The sequence below is a fragment of the Pseudomonas canadensis genome, assembly GCF_030980095.1.
Taxonomy (GTDB): domain Bacteria; phylum Pseudomonadota; class Gammaproteobacteria; order Pseudomonadales; family Pseudomonadaceae; genus Aquipseudomonas; species Aquipseudomonas canadensis.
Window position 1 is genome coordinate 3,700,010 of the sequence record NZ_CP133298.1, and the last position, 19,265, is coordinate 3,719,274.

The 19,265-nt window shown below is 54.4% G+C and carries 19 protein-coding genes and 1 pseudogene; 9 read left to right on the plus strand and 11 right to left on the minus strand.

Features of this window, described 5'->3' with window-relative positions; genetic code table 11:
* Window positions 1-334 precede the first annotated feature (334 nt).
* Entirely contained in the window at window positions 335-1,411 is a 1,077-nt protein-coding gene (locus RB216_RS16885) for a fimbrial protein (protein ID WP_308907586.1), read from the plus strand.
* 407 nt (window positions 1,412-1,818) lie between these two features.
* Entirely contained in the window at window positions 1,819-2,028 is a 210-nt protein-coding gene (locus tag RB216_RS16890) for a hypothetical protein (RefSeq protein ID WP_308907587.1), read from the plus strand.
* Between the two features lie 3 nt (window positions 2,029-2,031).
* Here RB216_RS16890 and umuC read toward each other — a convergent pair whose 3' ends face one another.
* Entirely contained in the window at window positions 2,032-3,309 is a 1,278-nt protein-coding gene (gene umuC, locus RB216_RS16895; RefSeq protein ID WP_308907588.1) for a translesion error-prone DNA polymerase V subunit UmuC, read from the minus strand.
* A complete protein-coding gene (locus RB216_RS16900; RefSeq protein WP_308907589.1) occupies window positions 3,302-3,727 on the minus strand; it encodes a LexA family protein in 426 nt (141 codons plus the stop codon). The genes umuC and RB216_RS16900 overlap by 8 nt, the downstream gene beginning before the upstream one ends.
* Window positions 3,728-3,994: 267 nt before the next feature.
* On the opposite strand from RB216_RS16900, the gene RB216_RS16905 reads away from it, so the two are divergent.
* Complete coding sequence (locus RB216_RS16905) at window positions 3,995-6,001, plus strand: acyltransferase family protein (RefSeq protein ID WP_308907590.1); 2,007 nt, start codon at window positions 3,995-3,997, stop codon at window positions 5,999-6,001.
* A 42-nt stretch (window positions 6,002-6,043) separates the two neighbouring features.
* Here RB216_RS16905 and RB216_RS16910 read toward each other — a convergent pair whose 3' ends face one another.
* Window positions 6,044-6,982: a sialate O-acetylesterase gene (locus RB216_RS16910; RefSeq protein ID WP_308907591.1), complete on the minus strand. Its 939-nt coding sequence runs from the start codon at window positions 6,980-6,982 to the stop codon at window positions 6,044-6,046.
* Window positions 6,983-7,087: 105 nt separating this feature from the next.
* A pseudogene (locus RB216_RS16915) lies at window positions 7,088-7,288 on the minus strand (DNA adenine methylase); the annotation flags it as partial.
* On the opposite strand from RB216_RS16915, the gene RB216_RS16920 reads away from it, so the two are divergent.
* The 6 genes from RB216_RS16920 to RB216_RS16945 all read left to right on the plus strand — a co-directional run bounded on the left by RB216_RS16920 (window position 7,248) and on the right by RB216_RS16945 (window position 11,268).
* Window positions 7,248-7,574, plus strand: a complete 327-nt coding sequence (locus RB216_RS16920) for a site-specific integrase (protein ID WP_308908910.1) — start codon at window positions 7,248-7,250, stop codon at window positions 7,572-7,574. The pseudogene RB216_RS16915 and the gene RB216_RS16920 overlap by 41 nt on opposite strands.
* 357 nt (window positions 7,575-7,931) lie before the next feature.
* Window positions 7,932-8,141, plus strand: a complete 210-nt coding sequence (locus tag RB216_RS16925) for a hypothetical protein (RefSeq protein WP_308907592.1) — start codon at window positions 7,932-7,934, stop codon at window positions 8,139-8,141.
* 466 nt (window positions 8,142-8,607) lie between these two features.
* Window positions 8,608-9,570: a fimbrial protein gene (locus RB216_RS16930; RefSeq protein WP_308907593.1), complete on the plus strand. Its 963-nt coding sequence runs from the start codon at window positions 8,608-8,610 to the stop codon at window positions 9,568-9,570.
* 68 nt (window positions 9,571-9,638) lie between these two features.
* A complete protein-coding gene (locus tag RB216_RS16935) occupies window positions 9,639-9,848 on the plus strand; it encodes a hypothetical protein (protein ID WP_308907594.1) in 210 nt (69 codons plus the stop codon).
* A gap of 93 nt (window positions 9,849-9,941) precedes the next feature.
* The gene (locus tag RB216_RS16940; protein WP_308907595.1) at window positions 9,942-10,301 is read left to right on the plus strand and encodes a hypothetical protein; all 360 of its coding nucleotides are present in this window, start codon (window positions 9,942-9,944) and stop codon (window positions 10,299-10,301) included.
* 286 nt (window positions 10,302-10,587) lie between these two features.
* Window positions 10,588-11,268, plus strand: coding sequence for an SOS response-associated peptidase family protein (locus RB216_RS16945; RefSeq protein WP_308907596.1), 681 nt, complete (start codon window positions 10,588-10,590; stop codon window positions 11,266-11,268).
* Window positions 11,269-11,421: 153 nt separating this feature from the next.
* On the opposite strand, the gene RB216_RS16950 is transcribed toward RB216_RS16945, so the two are convergent.
* The 7 genes from RB216_RS16950 to RB216_RS16980 form a co-directional block, all read right to left on the minus strand.
* Entirely contained in the window at window positions 11,422-11,940 is a 519-nt protein-coding gene (locus tag RB216_RS16950; protein WP_308907597.1) for a lysis system spanin subunit, read from the minus strand.
* A complete protein-coding gene (locus RB216_RS16955) occupies window positions 11,937-12,362 on the minus strand; it encodes a structural protein (protein ID WP_308907598.1) in 426 nt (141 codons plus the stop codon). The genes RB216_RS16950 and RB216_RS16955 overlap by 4 nt, the downstream gene beginning before the upstream one ends.
* A 60-nt stretch (window positions 12,363-12,422) precedes the next feature.
* Window positions 12,423-12,629: a hypothetical protein gene (locus RB216_RS16960; RefSeq protein ID WP_305385253.1), complete on the minus strand. Its 207-nt coding sequence runs from the start codon at window positions 12,627-12,629 to the stop codon at window positions 12,423-12,425.
* Window positions 12,622-12,981 (minus strand): hypothetical protein, encoded by a 360-nt coding sequence (locus tag RB216_RS16965; RefSeq protein ID WP_308907599.1) that lies wholly within the window; start codon window positions 12,979-12,981, stop codon window positions 12,622-12,624. Before RB216_RS16965 ends, RB216_RS16960 begins: the two co-directional genes overlap by 8 nt.
* 905 nt (window positions 12,982-13,886) lie before the next feature.
* On the minus strand, window positions 13,887-14,366 hold the full coding sequence (locus RB216_RS16970) for a hypothetical protein (protein WP_308907600.1): 480 nt from the start codon (window positions 14,364-14,366) through the stop codon (window positions 13,887-13,889).
* 539 nt (window positions 14,367-14,905) lie between these two features.
* Window positions 14,906-18,601: a TipJ family phage tail tip protein gene (locus tag RB216_RS16975; RefSeq protein WP_308907601.1), complete on the minus strand. Its 3,696-nt coding sequence runs from the start codon at window positions 18,599-18,601 to the stop codon at window positions 14,906-14,908.
* 59 nt (window positions 18,602-18,660) lie between these two features.
* Window positions 18,661-19,254, minus strand: coding sequence for a tail assembly protein (locus RB216_RS16980; protein ID WP_177049345.1), 594 nt, complete (start codon window positions 19,252-19,254; stop codon window positions 18,661-18,663).
* Window positions 19,255-19,265: the final 11 nt, after the last annotated feature.

The following is a 19,265-nucleotide window of genomic DNA, read 5'->3' on the forward strand; positions in this document are numbered from 1 at the left end:
GGAGTTCATGGGGCGGATACATTGATGGTTTCCGCACTTGGACATATTGGCCGGCCTGCAGGTCGCGCAGATCAAGGGGCGCATATAGTGCTCCGGAAATGCCCCCCCAGGCGTCATACCGACCGAAAAAACTACCTAACATGCCACAAGCTCTTGAACTCATCGTATCGCCGTGCTCGGCTAATCTTGCAGAATTCCCCATTGCGGCAAGTAAGATCTATCTTGCGGTAGAGCTGGAAAAATCTGATTTCCGCCAGTTGCTCTGCAATGGAAACTAAATCTAGCTAAATTTAGCCTGACTATATTATCAGGCCAAATCAGACTGGAGAAGAATATGACGTTATCCATTAAAACTAACATTTTAAGCCATGCGGGTATGTTTATAATATTCCTTATATATTCCTCATTCAGCGATGCCGCTTGCCAGGAAAACAACGTATACATAAAGCCCACGATCAGCGAACTTCAATTTGCCTCCAGCGCCGCCGGCAAAGGTGGAATGTTATCAAGTGCGTGGCATGAAGCCACAATACAGTTATCCTGTACAGATATGCCAACTGGAGTTGGTGCACAATACGTATACAATTATTTTATGAAGCCCACCTATGCCGGTTCTTCAACATCCTTTGAGGGACAAAACTATGCGCTATGGTCAACGAGCGATCCAGATATATTCATCATAGCGTCTATCGCTAAACCAGATGGAAGCTTTTCTTCAATCACCTCAAGCGAGTTCGATAAGACAATAAAAATTTCAAAACCTGACGCCAATAAAAATATTCAGGAACCAATACGGGTGCGCATTAGATACCTTTCAACAAAGTCAAGCTTAAAGCCTGGACTTAAAGTTATTAACGAAATCCCGCTACTGGTTGGGGTCGTTAGTGGAAGCGGGGTGGCATGTACGGCCCGCCCCGGCGGCTTGACCGATTGCTATTCGAGAGTATCCCCTGTTGTCATAAGCCCAGCATCATTTAACGTAAATAGGGTTTCATGCACACTGGACGCACCCGCTCTGGTTAAGTTGCGACCGCTCAATATCTCGAGCCTTCCAAGTGCGGGCGCAACAGTCGAGGTAGCATCTTTTCAACTAGGCGCCTCCTGCAACAAATCACCTGTTGCCTATAATGTGTACTACAGCATGACTGATGTGAATACCCCCTCCAACACCTCTAATAATTTGACGCTGGCTGCTCTACCAGACCAAGCCTCAGGTGTCGCGCTGCAAGTGCTCGACGACGGGAAAGCAGTAAGTTTCGGATTTAAAGGCAGCCTCAATTCAATAGGAATGATGGCAACTACGGGTGGAATAAAGAGAAAGATGCTGAACGTGGTCTATATCCGCGGCAACGAAATGGTAAAGCCGGGTAAAGTCAATGCGGGAGTTACCGTCACTCTAGCTTACGAGTGAGCTCCCCTAGATGTTTGCACTGATCTACATTTGAACGACCATAGAAATATAAGGCATATCGCGCTGCTAGCCCGTGCGCCAGGCTTGAACCTACCACGCGCCAGCAAACCCGATGGCCAGCGCCAGCATACTCAAGCCAAACATCCGCCCTGGCCTCATCACGGCACTTCTTTGAAGAAGGCGTATTGCCCAAGGCACAGCGTTTGCTTTGCCATCTCCGCCCGGACCGGGGCTCTGCGCAGCACGGTGGCGTAGCAGGGCGTGGCTCGCTGGTCGGGTCGGGTGCCGTGCCGTGCCAGACAACACCCGGTCAGCCGCACTCTTTTCACCCTCCCCCGGGGTCCTGTCGCTCGATTTCCCACTCAATAATTTGCCTGCTACGCTGTTCGCTCCACGGAGAAACAAAGATGCCGAACTCAGATCTACTCCCCTCCCTGCTTTCCAAACTCTACGAAAACCAACTAGCCCTTGAGGCGTCCATCCTGGAATTATCCAACTGGGTGGAGCAGCGTGGCTCTGCCGAGATAGCGAATAATGTTCGTGGCGCCCTTCAAGCCATCGACGATAACGAGGAGTTCATCAAACTGACTCTGGCGGTACTGATGAGTCCTGAATAACAGCTAATTGCAGGCTACAACCCAAAGCTGGTCCAGCTTGGTGGTGTAACTCTGGCTCATCATCTCCCGACGCATACCCCAGTCGGGGTTGGTGGGCACGCTAGCAGAACGAAGCGTTCCCCTTCCCCACCGCTCATTGATCTGATCAAGGACCGTCATAACTTGGGTTGCTTCCGTCGGCTGCGATATTGCAAAAAGATCATCGGTGTAATCGCCTGGCTGACACAGGTTGAGCAGCATCACTTCGGCCTTGCTGTATTTGAAACCCGGCCGAAAAATCCTGTCGAGCGCATCGACAGCGGCTTTCGTGAGCAGGCGCACGTCATCGGTGGGGTACGGCATATCGACCACCACGCCGTTGGCATACTTCGCCTCCTCGGGGTTGAACATGCCTGTGCGGATGCAGACGCGGACCTTTTTACAAAGTGAGTTTTGGGCGCGAAGCTTTTCTGAGGCGCGCATCATGTAGGTGGCCACCGCCTCCTTGATCGGCGGCAGATCGGTCAGCCGTTTGCCGAACATCCGGCTGCAGCATATTTCTTGCTTGGGCGGGTCGGGCTCGTCAAGTTCCAGACACGATGTGCCGGCCAGTTCCCGCGCCGTCTTTTCGATCACTACGCTGAATTTCTTACGGAGCGTCCAAGGATCTGCCTTGGCCAGGTCCATCGCTGACTTTATGCCTATGGCGTCGAGGTGGAGCTTCATTTTGCGGCCCACGCCCCACACTTCGCAGACGTCAGTATTACGCAGCACCCAATCGCGCTTGACCGGATCGGTGATGTTCACCACGCCACCGGTCTGAGCTTGCAAGCGTTTAGCCGTATGGTTTGCCAGCTTGGCTAGGGTCTTTGTACTGGCGATGCCGACACCAACGGGAATGCCGGTACAACGAAGTACTTGGGCTCGGATCTGTCTGCCGAGCGCGTCAAGTTCACCGATCCCAGTGAGGTCGGCGAAGGCTTCGTCGATGCTATAGATCTCGACGGCGGGCACCATACTCTCGATCAGCGTCATGACCCGCTCACTCATGTCCCCGTAAAGGGCGTAGTTTGACGAAAACGGGACAATGCCGTTCTGCTGGAGCTTGTGCTTGATCTGGAAATACGGTTCGCCCATCTTAATGAAAGGCTTAGCGTCGTAGCTTCGGGCAATGACACAGCCATCGTTGTTGCTGAGGACCACGATAGGCGTCTTGGCCAGGTCGGGCCGGAACACTCGCTCGCAACTGGCATAGAAGCTGTTGCAGTCGATCAGTGCGAAGGTTGGCTGCTGCTTAGACATGGCTGCGCACTGTGCTGGTGATCACGCCCCAGATCGACAGTTCGTCGCCTTCGAGAATGTAGCGTGCCGGGAACTTGGGGTTTTCGGAAAGCAGGACCACCTCCCTACCGCGCTTACATAAGCGCTTGCAGACGGGCTCATTGTTCAGCAAAGCCACCACCACATGCCCATGGAGCGGCTCAATGGCACGATCCACCACGGCCAGGTCCCCATCGAATATCCCGACGCCTTGCATGCTCTCTCCGGTGATTGCCACCAGGTACACGTGAGGCGCTCGGATATTCAGGACCTCATCCAATGAGATGTGCTGCTCGATGTGGTCCGCTGCCGGCGAAGGAAACCCGGCCGGAACCTGGAACGAGCACAACGGCAGCTTAGCGCCGACCTCAGCAATGGGACCTAGGATGGTAAAGCTCATGACGGGGCCTTTTACAAATACTGTACGAATGTACAGTTAACTTTGTAGGGCACTTGCGGTCAATTTTTCCGTAGGGAATTTCGACAGGCGGAGCGTTGCCCACCGATCACAACGTGTCACGCCTTCTCCAGGCTCAAGCCCAACCAACAAACGGCCTCATTCTGTATCCGGTTCAGATACAATCCCGGCCTGCCGTTGTGGAACGAAACACCACAAAGCTTTTTAGCAGCGATAAGCACAACTTTCTCCGGGGCACGCACGTTTTACATGGATAAGTCAAAAACGGAACACCATCTAACGCATCCCAAGTACAGGGCAGACATTGATGGCCTTCGAGCCATTGCGGTCCTGGCCGTGGTAGCTTTCCATGCATTCCCATCGAGCCTTAGGGGAGGTTTTATTGGTGTCGATATCTTCTTTGTGATATCGGGTTTTCTAATATCAACTATCATTTTAAGTAGCTTAGAAAAAAACTCATTTAACTTTGTCGAATTTTACGTCAGACGAATCAAGCGCATCTTCCCAGCATTATTGCTGGTCTTAGCAACCTGCTGCGTAGCAGGTTGGTTCTTGTTACTAGCCGATGAATACCAACAGCTCGGCAAACACCTTGCAGCCGGCTCGGTGTTTATTTCGAATTTGGCATTACGCCAGGAAAGCGGATACTTCGACAACTCCGCAGACACCAAACCACTTTTGCACCTGTGGTCACTGGGTATTGAAGAGCAATTTTATATCGTATGGCCGCTTATCCTTTATGCTGCTTGGCGGGTAAGATTTAATCCATTCATCGTCATCATTATTGCAGCGGCAGTTTCGTTCAGCCTTAACATCAGCAATGTGAGGACTAACCCCTCCTTCACCTTTTACTCTCCACAAACAAGGTTTTGGGAGCTGCTGATAGGTTCTGCGCTGGCCTATATCAATCTCAACAAGGAGAGGCTGTTCTCCCCTCTAAGGCTGTCCGTGTTGACGCGTTCAAGATGCTCAGAGGTTTTCTCTGCATTGGGCGCCGTCATGCTCTTAGTGGGCTTCCTGAGGATTAGCGAGAGTCGTCCCTTCCCAGGCACCTGGGCGTTGCTTCCCACATTAGGTACAGCGCTTTTAATCGCAGCAGGATCCGGCGCTTGGCTGAACAGAAACGTTCTAGCGAACCGAAGTTTGGTATGGTTCGGCCTGATAAGCTTTCCCCTTTACCTTTGGCACTGGCCGCTGCTCTCTTTCGCGTACATCGTCGAAGGCGCGCTGCCCTCAGCGGCCATCCGAATGGTTGCGGTTGTCGCGTCTATCGCACTGGCCTATGCGACTTATAGACTCATCGAGAAGCCTATCCGTACGAACACCAGCAGTAACAGAGCCGTGTTCGTAATGGTCACAACGATGGTTGCAGTTGGCCTCGGCGGCTTTAGCATCTTCAAAAACGAAGGCTATGCCTTCAGACTGGATGATCGTGCACAGTTCTCGTCGTACTTCAAAAACGTCTCTCCGACCTGGTCATATATGGAACGGACAGAGCTGTTGAACAAGTACAATGATAGCTGCAACTTTTTCAACATAAAGAAACAACGCGAAGGCAAAGCAACCACTGTACCGGTGGAATCGATTAGTCAAAACTGCTTCAAGAAAGATGATACATATACAAGGTCAGTGTTTATTTGGGGCGACTCCCATGCCCAGCATTTGTACTTTGGGTTGAAGAACAATCTGCCTAGCAACTGGCAAATCCTGCAGGTTGCAAGTTCATCATGCCCAGCGAATCCAAATGCGAAAGTAGCGTCTTCCACCGACTACTGCGAGCAGTCCAACTGGTTCGCTCTCGACGCCATACAGAAAGCCAAGCCTGACGTAGTCATCGTCGCCGAGGACTGGGGACAAGATCTCGCGATGATGCGAGAAACCACTGACAAACTTAACGCTCTAGGTATCACCAGAATCATCTTCACTGGACCGGTACCCCATTGGACGTCTGACCTACACAAAATAGTTCTTAAATCGTTGTGGAAAGACACACCGTCACGCACCTTCATGGGCGTCGATAAGGAGTTTATTCAGAAGAACGATGCATTGAAGAAAGCATTCGATATCGACAATGCCAGCTATGCCGACATCATGGATTTGCTTTGCAATACTGATGGATGCCTGACCTACATTGGCTCAGACAAAAAAGAGGGACTGACGTCCTGGGACAAATCGCACCTAACGCCTATTGCGTCAGACTACGTTGCGAAAAATCTGTTGGTACGCATGGTCACTGAGACAAGCGAGCCCAACTGAAAAACGGTGGAGGGGTTCTTCCCCTCCACTCACCGCACGATTTTAGATACTTGAAGGCCGCTTCAGAGAATCGAGCCAGCCCTTAGCGTGCAACTCGATACCGCGCCCCGAGAGGTGGCAATCATCGTATCTATCATCCAGGCCAATCACATCTGTGTTAGGACCTAGATACACACCCTTCTGCTTTGTAGCGTTCCGTTGCGCTTCAAGTATTCCAGGTGAAGACGCCATAGTTCCACAGCGACTGGCCTGGGCAACAAAGAAATTCGACTCAGGGAAATACTTTTTCGTGATGGTGATAACTTGCCCCAGGCCAACTGCGTATTGGTCCGGCGACAACGTGTTATCCGACTCACCTTGATGCCACAAGAAATGCGTCACGGTTAGGCCAGACGCTTTCACCTCTGTAAGCCTTGCTTTCAACATCTCATTGAGCCTACCGCCTGACTGCCACTGCTTTAACGTCGAACCGCCAACACCTGCCGGGATGAGTACCACACCGTCAGCCAAGTGATCGTTCACCAGCTTGTCGCCGAGGTTGCTCCACACACTGCCAGATACGCCTGTGGCACCTAACAGAGGGTCAGCAGCCAGGTAGTATTTACCTTCGAAGTAATTGAACACTTTACCGGTAGTGGATTGATGGCGTTCACCGCCGTGGTTGGCCGCATTAGATTGACCAAATACAAAAGCCACAACTGTGTTTCTCGTTATCCGGGGAGCGTCAACTTCCTGCTTATCATGAAAAAAGCTCAGCTGATCATATTCATTTAACAAGAACGGATCCGGAACCGCCTTATTAATCGCAGGGACAAACATCCTTTTAATTTCTTTGACCGAAAAGAACAACGCATCTTGATTCGCGACTGAGCGCATCGCTATCGCTATAGATACCAATGACAGCAACAGCAGAAAGGCAAGCACCGCAGTAATTTTAAGAACCCGAAATCCCTTTCTACTACTTCCCTTTTCAACAGACATACGTGCCCCTTATAGAATTCAGTGAATAGTTTACAGCTTGAAACTACTGCGTGCACGGGCAAACCCCATGGGTGGAAACCGCACCTTCCTCAACCATGCCGACGGTTAAAATAGGCCCCCCAGATCTGCTGGCTGCCAGTTCATTATCACAAGCTCTCCACTGACTTGAGCCCGGCCTTGCCGTTGGTTGGTGGTGCTATAGCGGATATCCAGCGTCTCAAAATGGAAGCCATCAAAAGCCCGCCGGATGTCCGGGTGATCGTTGATGCTCACCATCACCATCACCTTCCCTTTGCCGCGTCGCATGTCCAAGTACCTACTAATCAACAAGCACGGAAAAAGGATGACGAAAGTTATGTTGCACCTGCGCTGGGACAAGGCAAGGGAGAGGCCGCAGCAGAACGCGCTGGATCAGGGCGACCCTATGCTCGCAGCAAAGATTGGAGGATTTCAGTTTCGTGACATCCGACCCAAGGCGGCATCGGAAATCATCGATATTGGCGACGCCAGCCTACTGCTGGGACATAGCAAGCAGGAGATCACCAAACGGGTTTACAGGAGGATTGGCGCCACTGCCACACCATCAAAATAGGCAAAGTTTCGGAACGCCTATCAAAAACCGGCGTCATCTACCCAAACCCCAGAAACGCAAAAGCCCCGCTAATGCGGGGCTTTTGTTTGAATGTTGGCGGGAAACCAGGGATTCGAACCCTGGAGACGCTATTAACGTCCGCCGGTTTTCAAGACTGGTTGTTTATCTATATATTACAACAAGTTAGATTTAAATCCGTTCCGCATCGTAGCATTTCCTAAACCGCTGGAAGCCCCGTAGATCAAGGGGTGCGCGTTGAGTTGCGGAAATGTTTACCCCTCCCCGGCGTCCTGCTGACCGGACACCAACCAACCCTGTCCCCCACCGCTATGCTAATCACTTCACGGAGGAACAGCCATGCCCAACTCAGACTTACTCCCTTCCCTGCTCTCAAAACTCTACGAAAACCAGCTGGCCCTAGAAGCTTCGATCATGGAGCTATCTAACTGGGTCGAGCAGCGCGGCTCCGCCGAGGTAGCCGAGAACGTGCGCGGCGCCCTGCACACCTTCGACCAGAACGAAGAGTTCATCAAGCTGACACTAGCCGTCCTGATGGCGCCTGACTGATCATCGGGTAAACCTGCATTTTCCAGTGTGCGCAACGCGGACAGGCCAAGCTGGGCGATGTGAGTTGCGGAGCTACATTTATGCACCGCGTTGAATCGCCACCACCTCAAATATGCATGCTCAAGGACAGGTCGATCTGCCTAAAAAAGACGTGGCCACCCTACGGAATCGGCCGTATTCGCCGGTCCTCAAGCCCGAAGGTCAAATTCAAGCGCGGATAGCCTCACAGGCTATTCGACGTTCCATAATCTAGAAAAAACAGCAGGCCCGAGACCGCACTCTACATTGGGGTGCAGCCTTAGTTATGTTACCGGTCCCCCCCCCTCGGCGTTCTGCTGGCCGATTACGATCAACTCAGCGAAGGCTGTCATCGCTGGCAATATTCTAAGAACTGTCTTATTTTCTCAGTCGCACACAATCGATAGGGTACCTCGTCCACCCTCACACCCACCCTGGTTATCAAAAAATGTGCATTTCAAAAAAACATCATTGGCCACCCTCTTTGATGGCCGCGCTAGCCACGATCTTTTTTGGCTATTCACCAGATACATTGGCAGCGAACTGCAGGTTTACTCTGAATGGCGAATTTACGGCTAACTTCGCTGTCGCGCCAATCGCCTTGACAGTCCCTCGAGATATACCTGTAGGCACAGTAGTTTATGAAGAGTCCATAACAGCACCACAACAAGGTTTTGCCTGCTCCTCGGCTTCGCCCTTTATTTTCGCACTTAACCCTACGCTAGGTAGCGTCGCTACCGGCAACGTCTTTCCTTTGGGTAAAACCGGGCTATCACTCAAAGTCAAAAACACACTAAATGGCTATTTAAGTGCAGACAGAATTATCGCTGGCCAGAACTACTTAGACGTCTCCAGGGCCTACACCATTGAAATTATTAAGTCGGGTGAACTGTCATCGAAAAATGAGGTTCCTGCAGGTAATCTGGGGGCGCATCGATTCGGTGACATTGACCTTGTGAAGATCAATCTGGCCAACCCAATCATTTTAAACGCCGCATCCTGCGTGACTCCGGATGTATCTGTTCAAATGGGTGATGATTATTATCTTTATGAATTCAGCAATGCCGGTGATACATCTCAACCCGTTAAGTTCAACATTGGCCTCCACCAGTGCCAGACAGGCATTCAGAAGGTCACGTATTCTCTTAAAGCCACCTCTCAAGTCATTGATCAAAAGCAGGGCATCGTAGCGTTGAATGCCAGTTCGACCGCCAAAGGCATCGGTCTGAAACTAATGGACGACGCAGGCCAGCCCCTTGCTTTGGATACCACTTATCAATTCAACGGCTTTAATACCACAGGCACAGACTTCAATATCCCTCTTTCTGCCTCTTATTACCGCCTAACCGATAGCGAACTCAAAGCTGGCACCGCAAACGCATCAGTAACATTTATAATGAGTTATCTTTAACAGCCCGACGAGCTTTTCATTAGAGGAAAGTTGAATGCTGTTCTGTTCACTCCACCAGAGGAACGCCGATGCCAAACTCAGACCTACTTCCCTCCATCCTGTCCAAGCTCTACGAAAATCAGCTGGCCCTGGAAGCCTCCATCATGGAAGTATCGAACTGGATCGAACAGCGCGGCTCAGCCGATGTGGCTGAGAACATCCGCGGCGCTTTGCACACAATCGACGAAAACGAGGAGTTCATTAAGCTGACTCTCGCAGTCCTCATGTCGCCTGACTGATCGACGGGTAACCCTGCAGTTCGTCGCCTCAAGCCTTCCGCCTAACCAAATCCAGACTACTGTGCATGCATACAGTATCTGGATATGACATACATGAGCATCGACTTGGACACAGAGGACTGGCTCGGGTGCCCCACGCCCCTCGAGATGTATCAGCACCAATGCGCGCTTCTGGAGGACGAACTCATCCAGACCGAATCGATGTTGCGAAAGGCCCGAGCCAATGTGGCCGGCCTGGTGCAGATGAATGATCTGCTCGCCGTCGGTAAGGCATCAGCGGAGGTAAAGCTGCGAGATGCCGAAGCAGAGCTAAGCCGTACAAATGTCCACTCCTCGGAAATGGCAAAAGAGATCATGGGCTTGAAAATGATCGCAAGTCAGAACGAACACTTATTTAGGGAGAATCAGCGGTTGCTGATGGAGCTGACAAATCTAACTGAGCCTTCATCCTAGCTCGTCTCTGCGTATACAGTCAGAGCTCTATCTGACAACTCGATCCAACCGGCCCCGTCAATCAGTCCATGCGACCTCAAAACGTTCGCAGCGGACATGCTCATGTCGTACCGCTCTTGAGGGGATAGAGATCCGGTCGCTGTGCTATTGCTCGGCGGGGTTGATCCCTCTAATGCATTGCCTTGCCCATTACTGATCGTCATGACGAATGCTCTTGCCCAATGTCTACCCTGTAGAGACTGAACGAAGCCTATATGTTCACCAGCCCTGACGAGCGGAGACGATCATGTGCGGAAGATTGACGCAATACCGCGGAATCCACGACTTTGTTGCGGCGCTTAGCATGCCCAATGCCCTGGCCAATTCCGTGGGCGATCAGCCAATTGAGCGCTTTAACGTCGCGCCAACGACTCAGGTTGCACTGCTCCACCTGCAGGGCGACTTGCTGCACGCCGACCCGGTCCGTTGGGGATGGCGACCACATTGGGCGAAAGACCGTGCAGCTCCAATCAACGCGCGCGTCGAGAAGGTAGCCCACGGCCCATTCTTCCGGGCGATCTGGCCTCACCGGGCTATCACCCCCATAGACGGTTGGTTTGAATGGGTAGATGAAGGCGGGCCCAAGAAGCAGCCCTACATGATCCGCCGGCGAGATGGTGCACCAATATTCTGTGCCGCTATCGGCCAGTTACCGGATGCTGATGAAGGCCCAGGCGAGCAATACGGCTTCGTGATCATCACCGCCGACAGTGCCGGAGGCATGGTGGATATTCACGACCGTCGGCCAGTGGTGCTGACTCCGGAACTGGCTCGGGAATGGCTGGACCTGGCCACACCCAAAGAGCGCGCAGAGCAGATCGTACTGCACCAGGGCGAACCTTCGGAGGTGTTTGAGTGGTTCAAGGTCGATACGGCCATAGGCAACGTGAGGAACAAAGGGCCCGAACTGATTCGCCCCCTGCGCTAAGGTTGCGAAAAATACCACATCACAAACGCTACCGCCGTAACCCAGCCCAGAGTCAGCAGAAACGAAAGGCCAGCGAGCCTCTTATCCATGGCGCCCTTCAATAAACCAAATGATCGCAATACGAACCCGCTCCGAGAGAGTAGTTCATTGATCTCAGGGTGCAATTGCACGGACGTACGCCTGGCATGCCCGCAGCGCGATCAGTCCCTGGTCGCCTGCGTCGGTGATCCCGATAATTCGTTGAGCATGCGCTGGGTCAAGTTGGGCTCGACGGGCTGCATGAACCACGCCGACGGCGCTGGGGGTGGCAGGCACGCTGCAGCCACTGGCTGAATCCGTGGCATCGAGAAGGACTGACAGCCGCACATCAGCAGTGGCAAGGCGATCGCGCAGAAGAGCCTGCTTGCGTTGTTCATTGGAAAGCTCCAGGGAGTGTTGTTGGTCGGCAGCGCTCGCTCTCTGCTCGGTGGCCAAGCGCTTATCTTGCTCGGCATTTTGCTGGCGCCATGCCTCGCTGGTGATGGCATCAAGGGCTTTCTGGTGCGCCGCGCTCTGCTTCGCGAGCTTCTCGCCCATCCGCAAGCCTTGTACCTGCCAGGTGGCGCCGGCGGCGGCGGCCATCAGCACCAGGATCAGCACCATTAGACCGGCCAGCTTCTGCACCGGCGTCATGCCAGCGCCCGCCGCACGCCTTCGGCCAGCACCGCCACTGGGTAGGCATACCCAGCATTCTCATGATGAATGATCGCCTTTACGAAGCCAGCCATCACCGCCGGCCGGGTCAGGTCAACCTCAGCACCTGGCCGGGTGCCGGTGTTCGCCTCAACGGCGCGCACGTAGGCGTCGGTGTCGTTCTCCACCGACGGCGCCCACCGGTTTATGATCGCCTTCACCGTCTTCAGGCCGTGCTTCCGCTGGTAGGTCAGCAGCACTTTCCCCAGGGCACGGATGCCGTTCTCCGCCGTATCGAACCGAGCAAAGCGCTTCTCGACGGCAGGATCTGGCTTGAGCTGGCCCTGCCATTGATTGGCAGGGTTGTAGTCGATGTTGCCGGGGTTTCGGTTGCGCACCCCGCGGGTTTCGGCATTCGGCATACTTTTCTCCAGACGAAAAAAAACCGCTCAAGGCGGCTGGTGTGTTCGGGCATCAATGAGTCAGGCGTCAGCGGCTACCGTGCTGATGGTGTCTCGGGCGGCTTTGCGGCCCGACTTGATGTCATCAGGGATAGCCTGCCCCGTCTCTATCTGTCGAAGGACGTACCAGTCGGTATCCCGCAGATAGCGGCGCGCCTCTTCAGCTGAAACTTCTTGCGCGATATCGGCAGGAGTCTTGATCTTTTCCAGCTTGCTCAAGTCAATCATTCACTTGGCTCTCCAAGGGTATTTGTTCAATCTCTATGGCAGGCGGCGAAGTATCCGGGAAGCTGACCTGCCCATTGAACACGCTCAATACCAGCGGCGTGGCTGGGTTTTTGAGCTCTTCAGGACTGTCCCATTGGACGGGTAGGCGAATGGTGACACTAAGCTCTCCGTCTACACGCTCTACGTAATCTGATTCGACAAACCATTTATTGCCAACTGCTGCACCGGGCAACCGATATCCTTCAGGGATGCCGGAAAGGTCAACATTCTCGCCGTTGATTTTGATTACATCGCCGCTCACCGACGCCTTGATGGGCCAGTCAACGAGGTCTGGCCATAGAGTGATTCGCATTATCTCCACCTCCCTTCAGCTATGTAGCGCAGCGTAAATGTTTGAGCAGTGGGGCCGTTTCGAACGTAGGCCGTGAACGAAGTCACCGAAGTCGCGACTGGGAAAATAACGCCGTAAGCGTCGACGCTTGTCGCGGGCTGAGCTGTCACTGACAGGCCGTCTATGGCCTGAAATCCGGCAGGCATGGACTGTATAATTGCGCCAACGCTGTTTGCGGCTATGACCTGGCTTGAAGTTATGGTGCTCATCATTCGCATGGCGCCACTCGCAAACTTCTGAATCGCCACCCCGCCAACGACGGTACGGCTCATCAGCCCTCCTGCGGTCTGCGGATCCAATGTAGCGTTGGATAGGGTTGCATCCTCTACCCATGGGCGCCAACCGCCCTGGAGCGTTCGAGTGAACTTGCGCCCCGGAATCGTACCTGCGCCGATGCTTTCAGTGGCCGTTTGAATGCAGCTTGTCCCGTCGAGTAGGTCGGTCTGAATGTACCATCGGCGCTGAATTGAGCCGCCCCCAAGGCTTGGATAGTTTGCGGCCGCGCACTGGTCGTCCGTGCCGCTGAAAACGCCCCGAGTCCCCCCAAGGAACGTGACGCCGTTGGCGTTTGTGATTGCAACCGGTGGGCCCAGGACGCCACCAGAGCCCGGCACAAGAAGACAGCCGGCGGTGATATCAACGTTAGACGCAGCAGGCACAAGGCCGAGAGACAACCTTGCCTCGGAAGCCGTCTTGCCCCCCGTGCCTCCCCTGTTTACAGCTAACGGAGCAGCATTTGTCGGAAGGCTATCGTAAAGTTCCTGCGTCATCGCGTTGATCTTCATGCTGGCCACTCTCGGCGGATCACCACCAAGTCCTTGTGGCGCCGTGCCGATGATGATTTCTTGTCTTGCCATGCGCTTCTCCTACATCACCATCTTGGCGGTCATAGTTGTTATCCCCAGAGACTTAGTGTTGTATCCAGGAATGTAAATTACGGCCGCAAGGATACGACTGTTTGGATAATCCCAAATCATTTGTAGATCACTTTGTTGCTGTAATGCCCGAATAACAGGCATGCTCAATGTGTTGATTAAAATATACTCGTTTTCCGTCATGGTGAAGGGTGCAGCAAAGTACACAATGCTCTGCCCCTGAGCGGTGGTGCCGCTCCCAGCGAAAGCCCAAGAGGAATTATAGTTTGCGAATAAAGCAGTTGGAGTGCCGCTGTCAAACAGTACCGTCCTCGCTCCATCTCGCAGCCTAAGTCCATAATCGCTTAAAATCTCGGCACCGAACCCCGCAGCGAAATACCGGCCATTTGGACGAACACTATTGTTATCGTATGCCCGCACCCTAAAGCCAGTCCACGCTCCCGAGCTGCCTAAAACCTCAGCCTGAGTCATGCCTATCTGCCCGCCAGCAGAGTCCGGCCTTATAAATACAAAGGGAGGCCACTGCGATGTTATCGTGAACGGAAAATATGTTACGGCGTAGAGCCCAGAGTTATTGGCGTACCTTCCTTTGCATATAACAGAAAGGCGCGTTAACTCAGAATCAATAACAACCCTATTATCTGCCGAGTTTTGAAACGTCAAACCAAAAGAGTCCGCCACTTATTTAAACCTCACTACAATAAGAATCATAGCGGTCTGGCTGACCCAACTAGCAGGGTACGAATACCCCTTCATTACTCGCCAAACTCTTACGCCACCGTTGACCACCTCGGGCTCTAATTGACTATCAGTACTATAGTTAATTGGTCCGGCCGGCATGCAAAAAACAGCAGCATTTGCAGGCGTTACTCCGGCCACTACCACATCAAAGAAAGACCCTGTTGGCGACGTCGCAGGATTTACTATCGCGCTATAAACGACTCTGCAAGTAAACGAGTTTTCATCAAGCTGGACCGCGCCATCCTCGCCCTTTACACGCATGCCATAAGTCATACTGAAAGCCTCCCCACCGTTACCCGATCAACATCATTCGCATCGAAGACCGTGAGGCCGTCGTTGTTGAGCAAGGTGGAACCGGTCGTGCCTGCGCTTCGCAGCGTGAACGTCCCCGCCTTGACGTTGATCTCCAGCAGCGGACGCCCCTTAGAGTCGACAGCCTCAGACCTCAGCGTCATACCCAGAATGATTTCCTGGATGAAGGCCATGCTGATGATTGCTTGATTGAGGACTACCTGGTTGTTCTGCACCACGAACATTGGCACCAGCTGACCGCTGACCTCATCGACCACCGCAAATCGCTGCGCGAATATGAGGAACTCCGCCTGCTCTCCATCCGATCCGAACGCAAACCCCGATGCAACTTTTTTGCCCCCAACAATCGTCTCTGCCTTGAAGGTCACCATCGACGAAACCTTCCCGTCAGTGGTGGCCTGAGCCTTACTGACCACCTCGATAGCGGCAGAGTTATCGCCTGATGCGACTTGTACCGTTTCGATTTTCTCGCCCAGCGCCTTGTCCGCATTGGCCAATGCAGTGGTCTCTAACTTGAAAGCGGCCTCATTGCTGTCGACCTTCGCTCCCATTGTCGTGACTTTCTGAGCAAGGGCTGAGGTAGCCGTTGCGGCGGTGGTAGCAACATCAAGAATGCTGGCAGCGTTCTTCCCCACCTTGGCCTCAACAATGTCCGTCCGCTGTGACTGAGCAAAATCTCGCTCAGCAATAACAGACATCAGAGACCAGGCGCCGGCGGACGAAGTGCTGTCGCCGGCACTGCCCTCCTCCGAACCTGCAGAGTCGGACTTCACCAAAGCATAAACCCCATCCAATTTCTCGGCGGTTGCTGCGACCTTCCCGTCGACCTCGTTGATAGCGGCCTTGTTCTTGCTGATCTCCAGGGCCATGGCTGCGTTGGTTTCGGCGATGGTGCCCAAGTTGAACCAGTATTTCGCGTTCGGCGGCGTCGTATTGACCGGTACCGCGGTGGTCGCCTGAAACAACTGCTGTCCCACCCGGACCATGTCGCCCTTGGCGTAGGTCTTGGATGGAACATATTCCAAGGCGTCTACCACTTCGGAGATAAGGTCTTCCAGCTCCTGCTTGGCCTTCTCCAGCCTATCGTTGACCGACCCTGGGCCATCGCCAGTGATCAGATCAATTTCTTCACGCAGGCTCTGGTACAACGCACCCTTGCCGATCTTCTCGGCGAAGTACTTGTCGTATTGAGTCTGGTCGGAGCTGGCCCGGCCATTCACTGCGCCGGGAATAGGCCAGAACGGCCCAACGTTGCCGGTGCGGTCCACCAGGCGGGCCCAGAAGTAGAAGCTCGCACCCGCCAGGATGTTCTGCATCTCATGCTTGGCCTGCGGGTAGCTAAAGTCACTCAGCTTTATCGCGGTGGCCAGATTCGGTGACTGGCTATACCAAAGCTCCGATCGTTGCGTGTCCTCCGCACCAGGTGGAAAGCCCCACTGAATGCCAATGCCATAGACCAGGCTTGTGGTGGTCAGGAACGACACTGCCGGCGGCAGGCCGACCTTGCCTTCCAGGTTGGTTAGGTTGGAGTTCTTCCAGATTGAAGATATCTCGAAGGCGCTCACCGACCGAACACGGGCCAGGTAGGCGCCCGAGTAAATGCCGGTGACATCAACGCTCGTCGCGCCCGTGCGCTGCAGCTTGATCCAGTTGCCGCTGTCCTTGCGCCACTCCACGTCATAAGCAACCGCGCCAGCAACAGCGGGCCACGAAATGTTCATAGTGCTGATAGCGATACCCTGATTCACGGCGTAGCTCGACGTCAGCATGACGCTGGCCGGCGCCGGAACCACGGTGATTGGCACAACGCTTATTGGGCGCTCTTCCAGGCGCGCGCCGGTATCGATGTGATCGAACTTGCTCGGGTCGTACTGCACCGCTGAGATTTCAAACACGCCAGGCTCCGGCCGCGCCACGCTGACCACGCGATAAAGCGGGATGGCCAGGTCGTCAGCGTCCAGCGCCCACACCAGTTCACGCTCCGGCGGCACGGAATAAGCCACGGTCACGGTGACCTGCCGACCACTGACCAACTGCACGGTGCGGCCCTCGCACTTGCCGTCCGGCAAGTTTAGGATCAGGCGATCACCAGGCTTGGCCTGGGTGTCACGGTCCAGGGTGATGACCTTGCCGCTCACCGCCGAGATACGCCCGCCCACCGGCCGGCCGGCCAGCAGTTCGTCAGCGATCGGGATCACGTACCCTGGCAGCGGGATGCGACCGTCGAGGCCGACCTTGAAGGTAACGGCCCGATCCTTGGAGTTGGTGAGCAGCGCCCATTTACCCCGGCGCTGTGCCTCTGATTCACGGGTGCAGCCGATGGCGCTGATCTCGAGCGGATTGTCGCCATAACGCCGATGGAGCTTGGCATCCGTCACGGCAGTGACGTCGGTGTCGAAGTTGTTCAGCGGATTGTCGTAGCTGATCAGCGCCCGCGTGTAGCGGGTGCGCTCCGATGCACTGGAATAAGTGAACTTGCCGTCAATGACGTTCGCCCGGGTGTAGGCGAAGTCAAAGTCGGTAGCGCGCGGCATATCGGCCAGCGTGAACACCTGGCCCTGGGCCCAGTAGGTCATGCCCCGATAGATCGCGGAGATGTCGCGTAGCAGCGACCAGGCGTCAGCCTTGCTCTGCAGGTTCAGGTTGCAAATGAATCGCGGCTCCTGGCCACCCTTACCGTCCGGCACCAGTTGGTCGCAGTACTGCGATATCCGGTACAGCTCCCACTTGTCGACCATCCACGGCTTGATGCTGCGGCCGAGGCCGAAACGGTCGTTCGTGGTGATACCGAGCGTCGCCCATGTCGGGTTGTTGGTATACGCCTCTTTGAAAGTGCCATCCCATATCCCCGTATAAGTCCGGGTCGCAGGGTCATAGTTGCTCGGTACCGACCACTTTCGAGCCTTGCAGCCCACGGTCACGGCCGGGATGCTGCGGAACTGTTCCGCCGAGAACTCAATGAAGAGCAGCGCGGTGTTCGGGTATCGAATCTTCGCGTCGATCACCTCGGTGAAGCCGGCAATCTGCATGGTGTCGGAGATTTTGTTGTTGTTCTGGTTCGCGGTCAGACGAGTGATCCGCATCAGCCAACCTGTACTCGCCCTCGGCAAATCGATGCGGCGCGTGCGCTCGTAGACGCTTGTAGTCTTTCCGGAGACGGCCTCATTCAGCACTTCCTGGTAGGCGCCGCCGTCAGTTGCCAACTCGACCTTGTAGCCAATCGTGTACCCGTTGATGTTCCCGCCCGAGTCGACCGATTGAAGTGCCGGCCAGGCAAAGCGCACGCGCACAGCAGAAAGCTGAGTGTTGGTGATGGCTCGAACCCAGGGCGTGCCACTGCGCAACTCCGTACCGATCGTTGTTTCGTTCGCGATCGACGGGATTCCTTGGACATAGGTTTGGTCTACCGCCCCGGTGCGCCATTCCCATTTAACGTTCGGGAAGTTCATGTTGCCTTGGGGGTCTTGAAGCGGAGTGTTGTCGAGGAAGATATCGCGCGCGGTAGGTGTGCCTTCGAACTCTCCCTCGCCCACGGCGATCAGCATCTTTGCCATGGCGACAGAGCGCAGGCTATCCGGCGCTTCAGTAGGTGTTTTGGGCTTATCCGATCCGCCCTTGGCGCCATAAACGTCGATTTTGTGTGCTGCGCCCATGCTTTTCTCCAGGCAATAAAAAGCCGCCTTTTGGGCGGCTGCTGTTCTGAAAGTGATAGTTACATGCGATCTTCTGCGTAGATCTCAGCGCTGATAATCGCGCCGCCCCACCGGCGCTCGCCGATGCAGAGCGGTACGGGGTTACCGGATGCCGTAGTGTTCTTGGCGCTGCCGAAGGCGTAGCCAGGGGTGTTCTCGGGCGCGGCGCTGGTTTTGAGGCCGCCGGCCTGGGGGCTTAGCATTTGGATTACGCCCCCTGCCACCAGGCCGATACCGGCGCCAATAAGTGGGGTGCCGAATGGCGTGGCCGAGAAAATCACCCCAACCACAATCAGGATCGCGCCGACGATGGTTTGAAGAATACCTCCGCGCTTGCTGCCTACAACCACTGGCGCAATGCGGATTTCTCCGGCGCCGTTGTAGCTCAATTCCTTCTCCCCGATATTGCGTTTATCGCGAAAAACAGCGAACTCAAGCCCACGCGACTTCGCATTCGACAGAAACCGCTCAAAGCCAGGAATCTGCACACATAGTGCCTTGATGGCCTCGGCGGGCGACTTTACCGCTAGCCTGAAGGACTTCCCGAACTGACGGAGTTGCCCGTGAAGACGAATCGTCGTCATCGGTTGGTAGTTGATCGCTGATGCCTGCATCACTTTCTCCG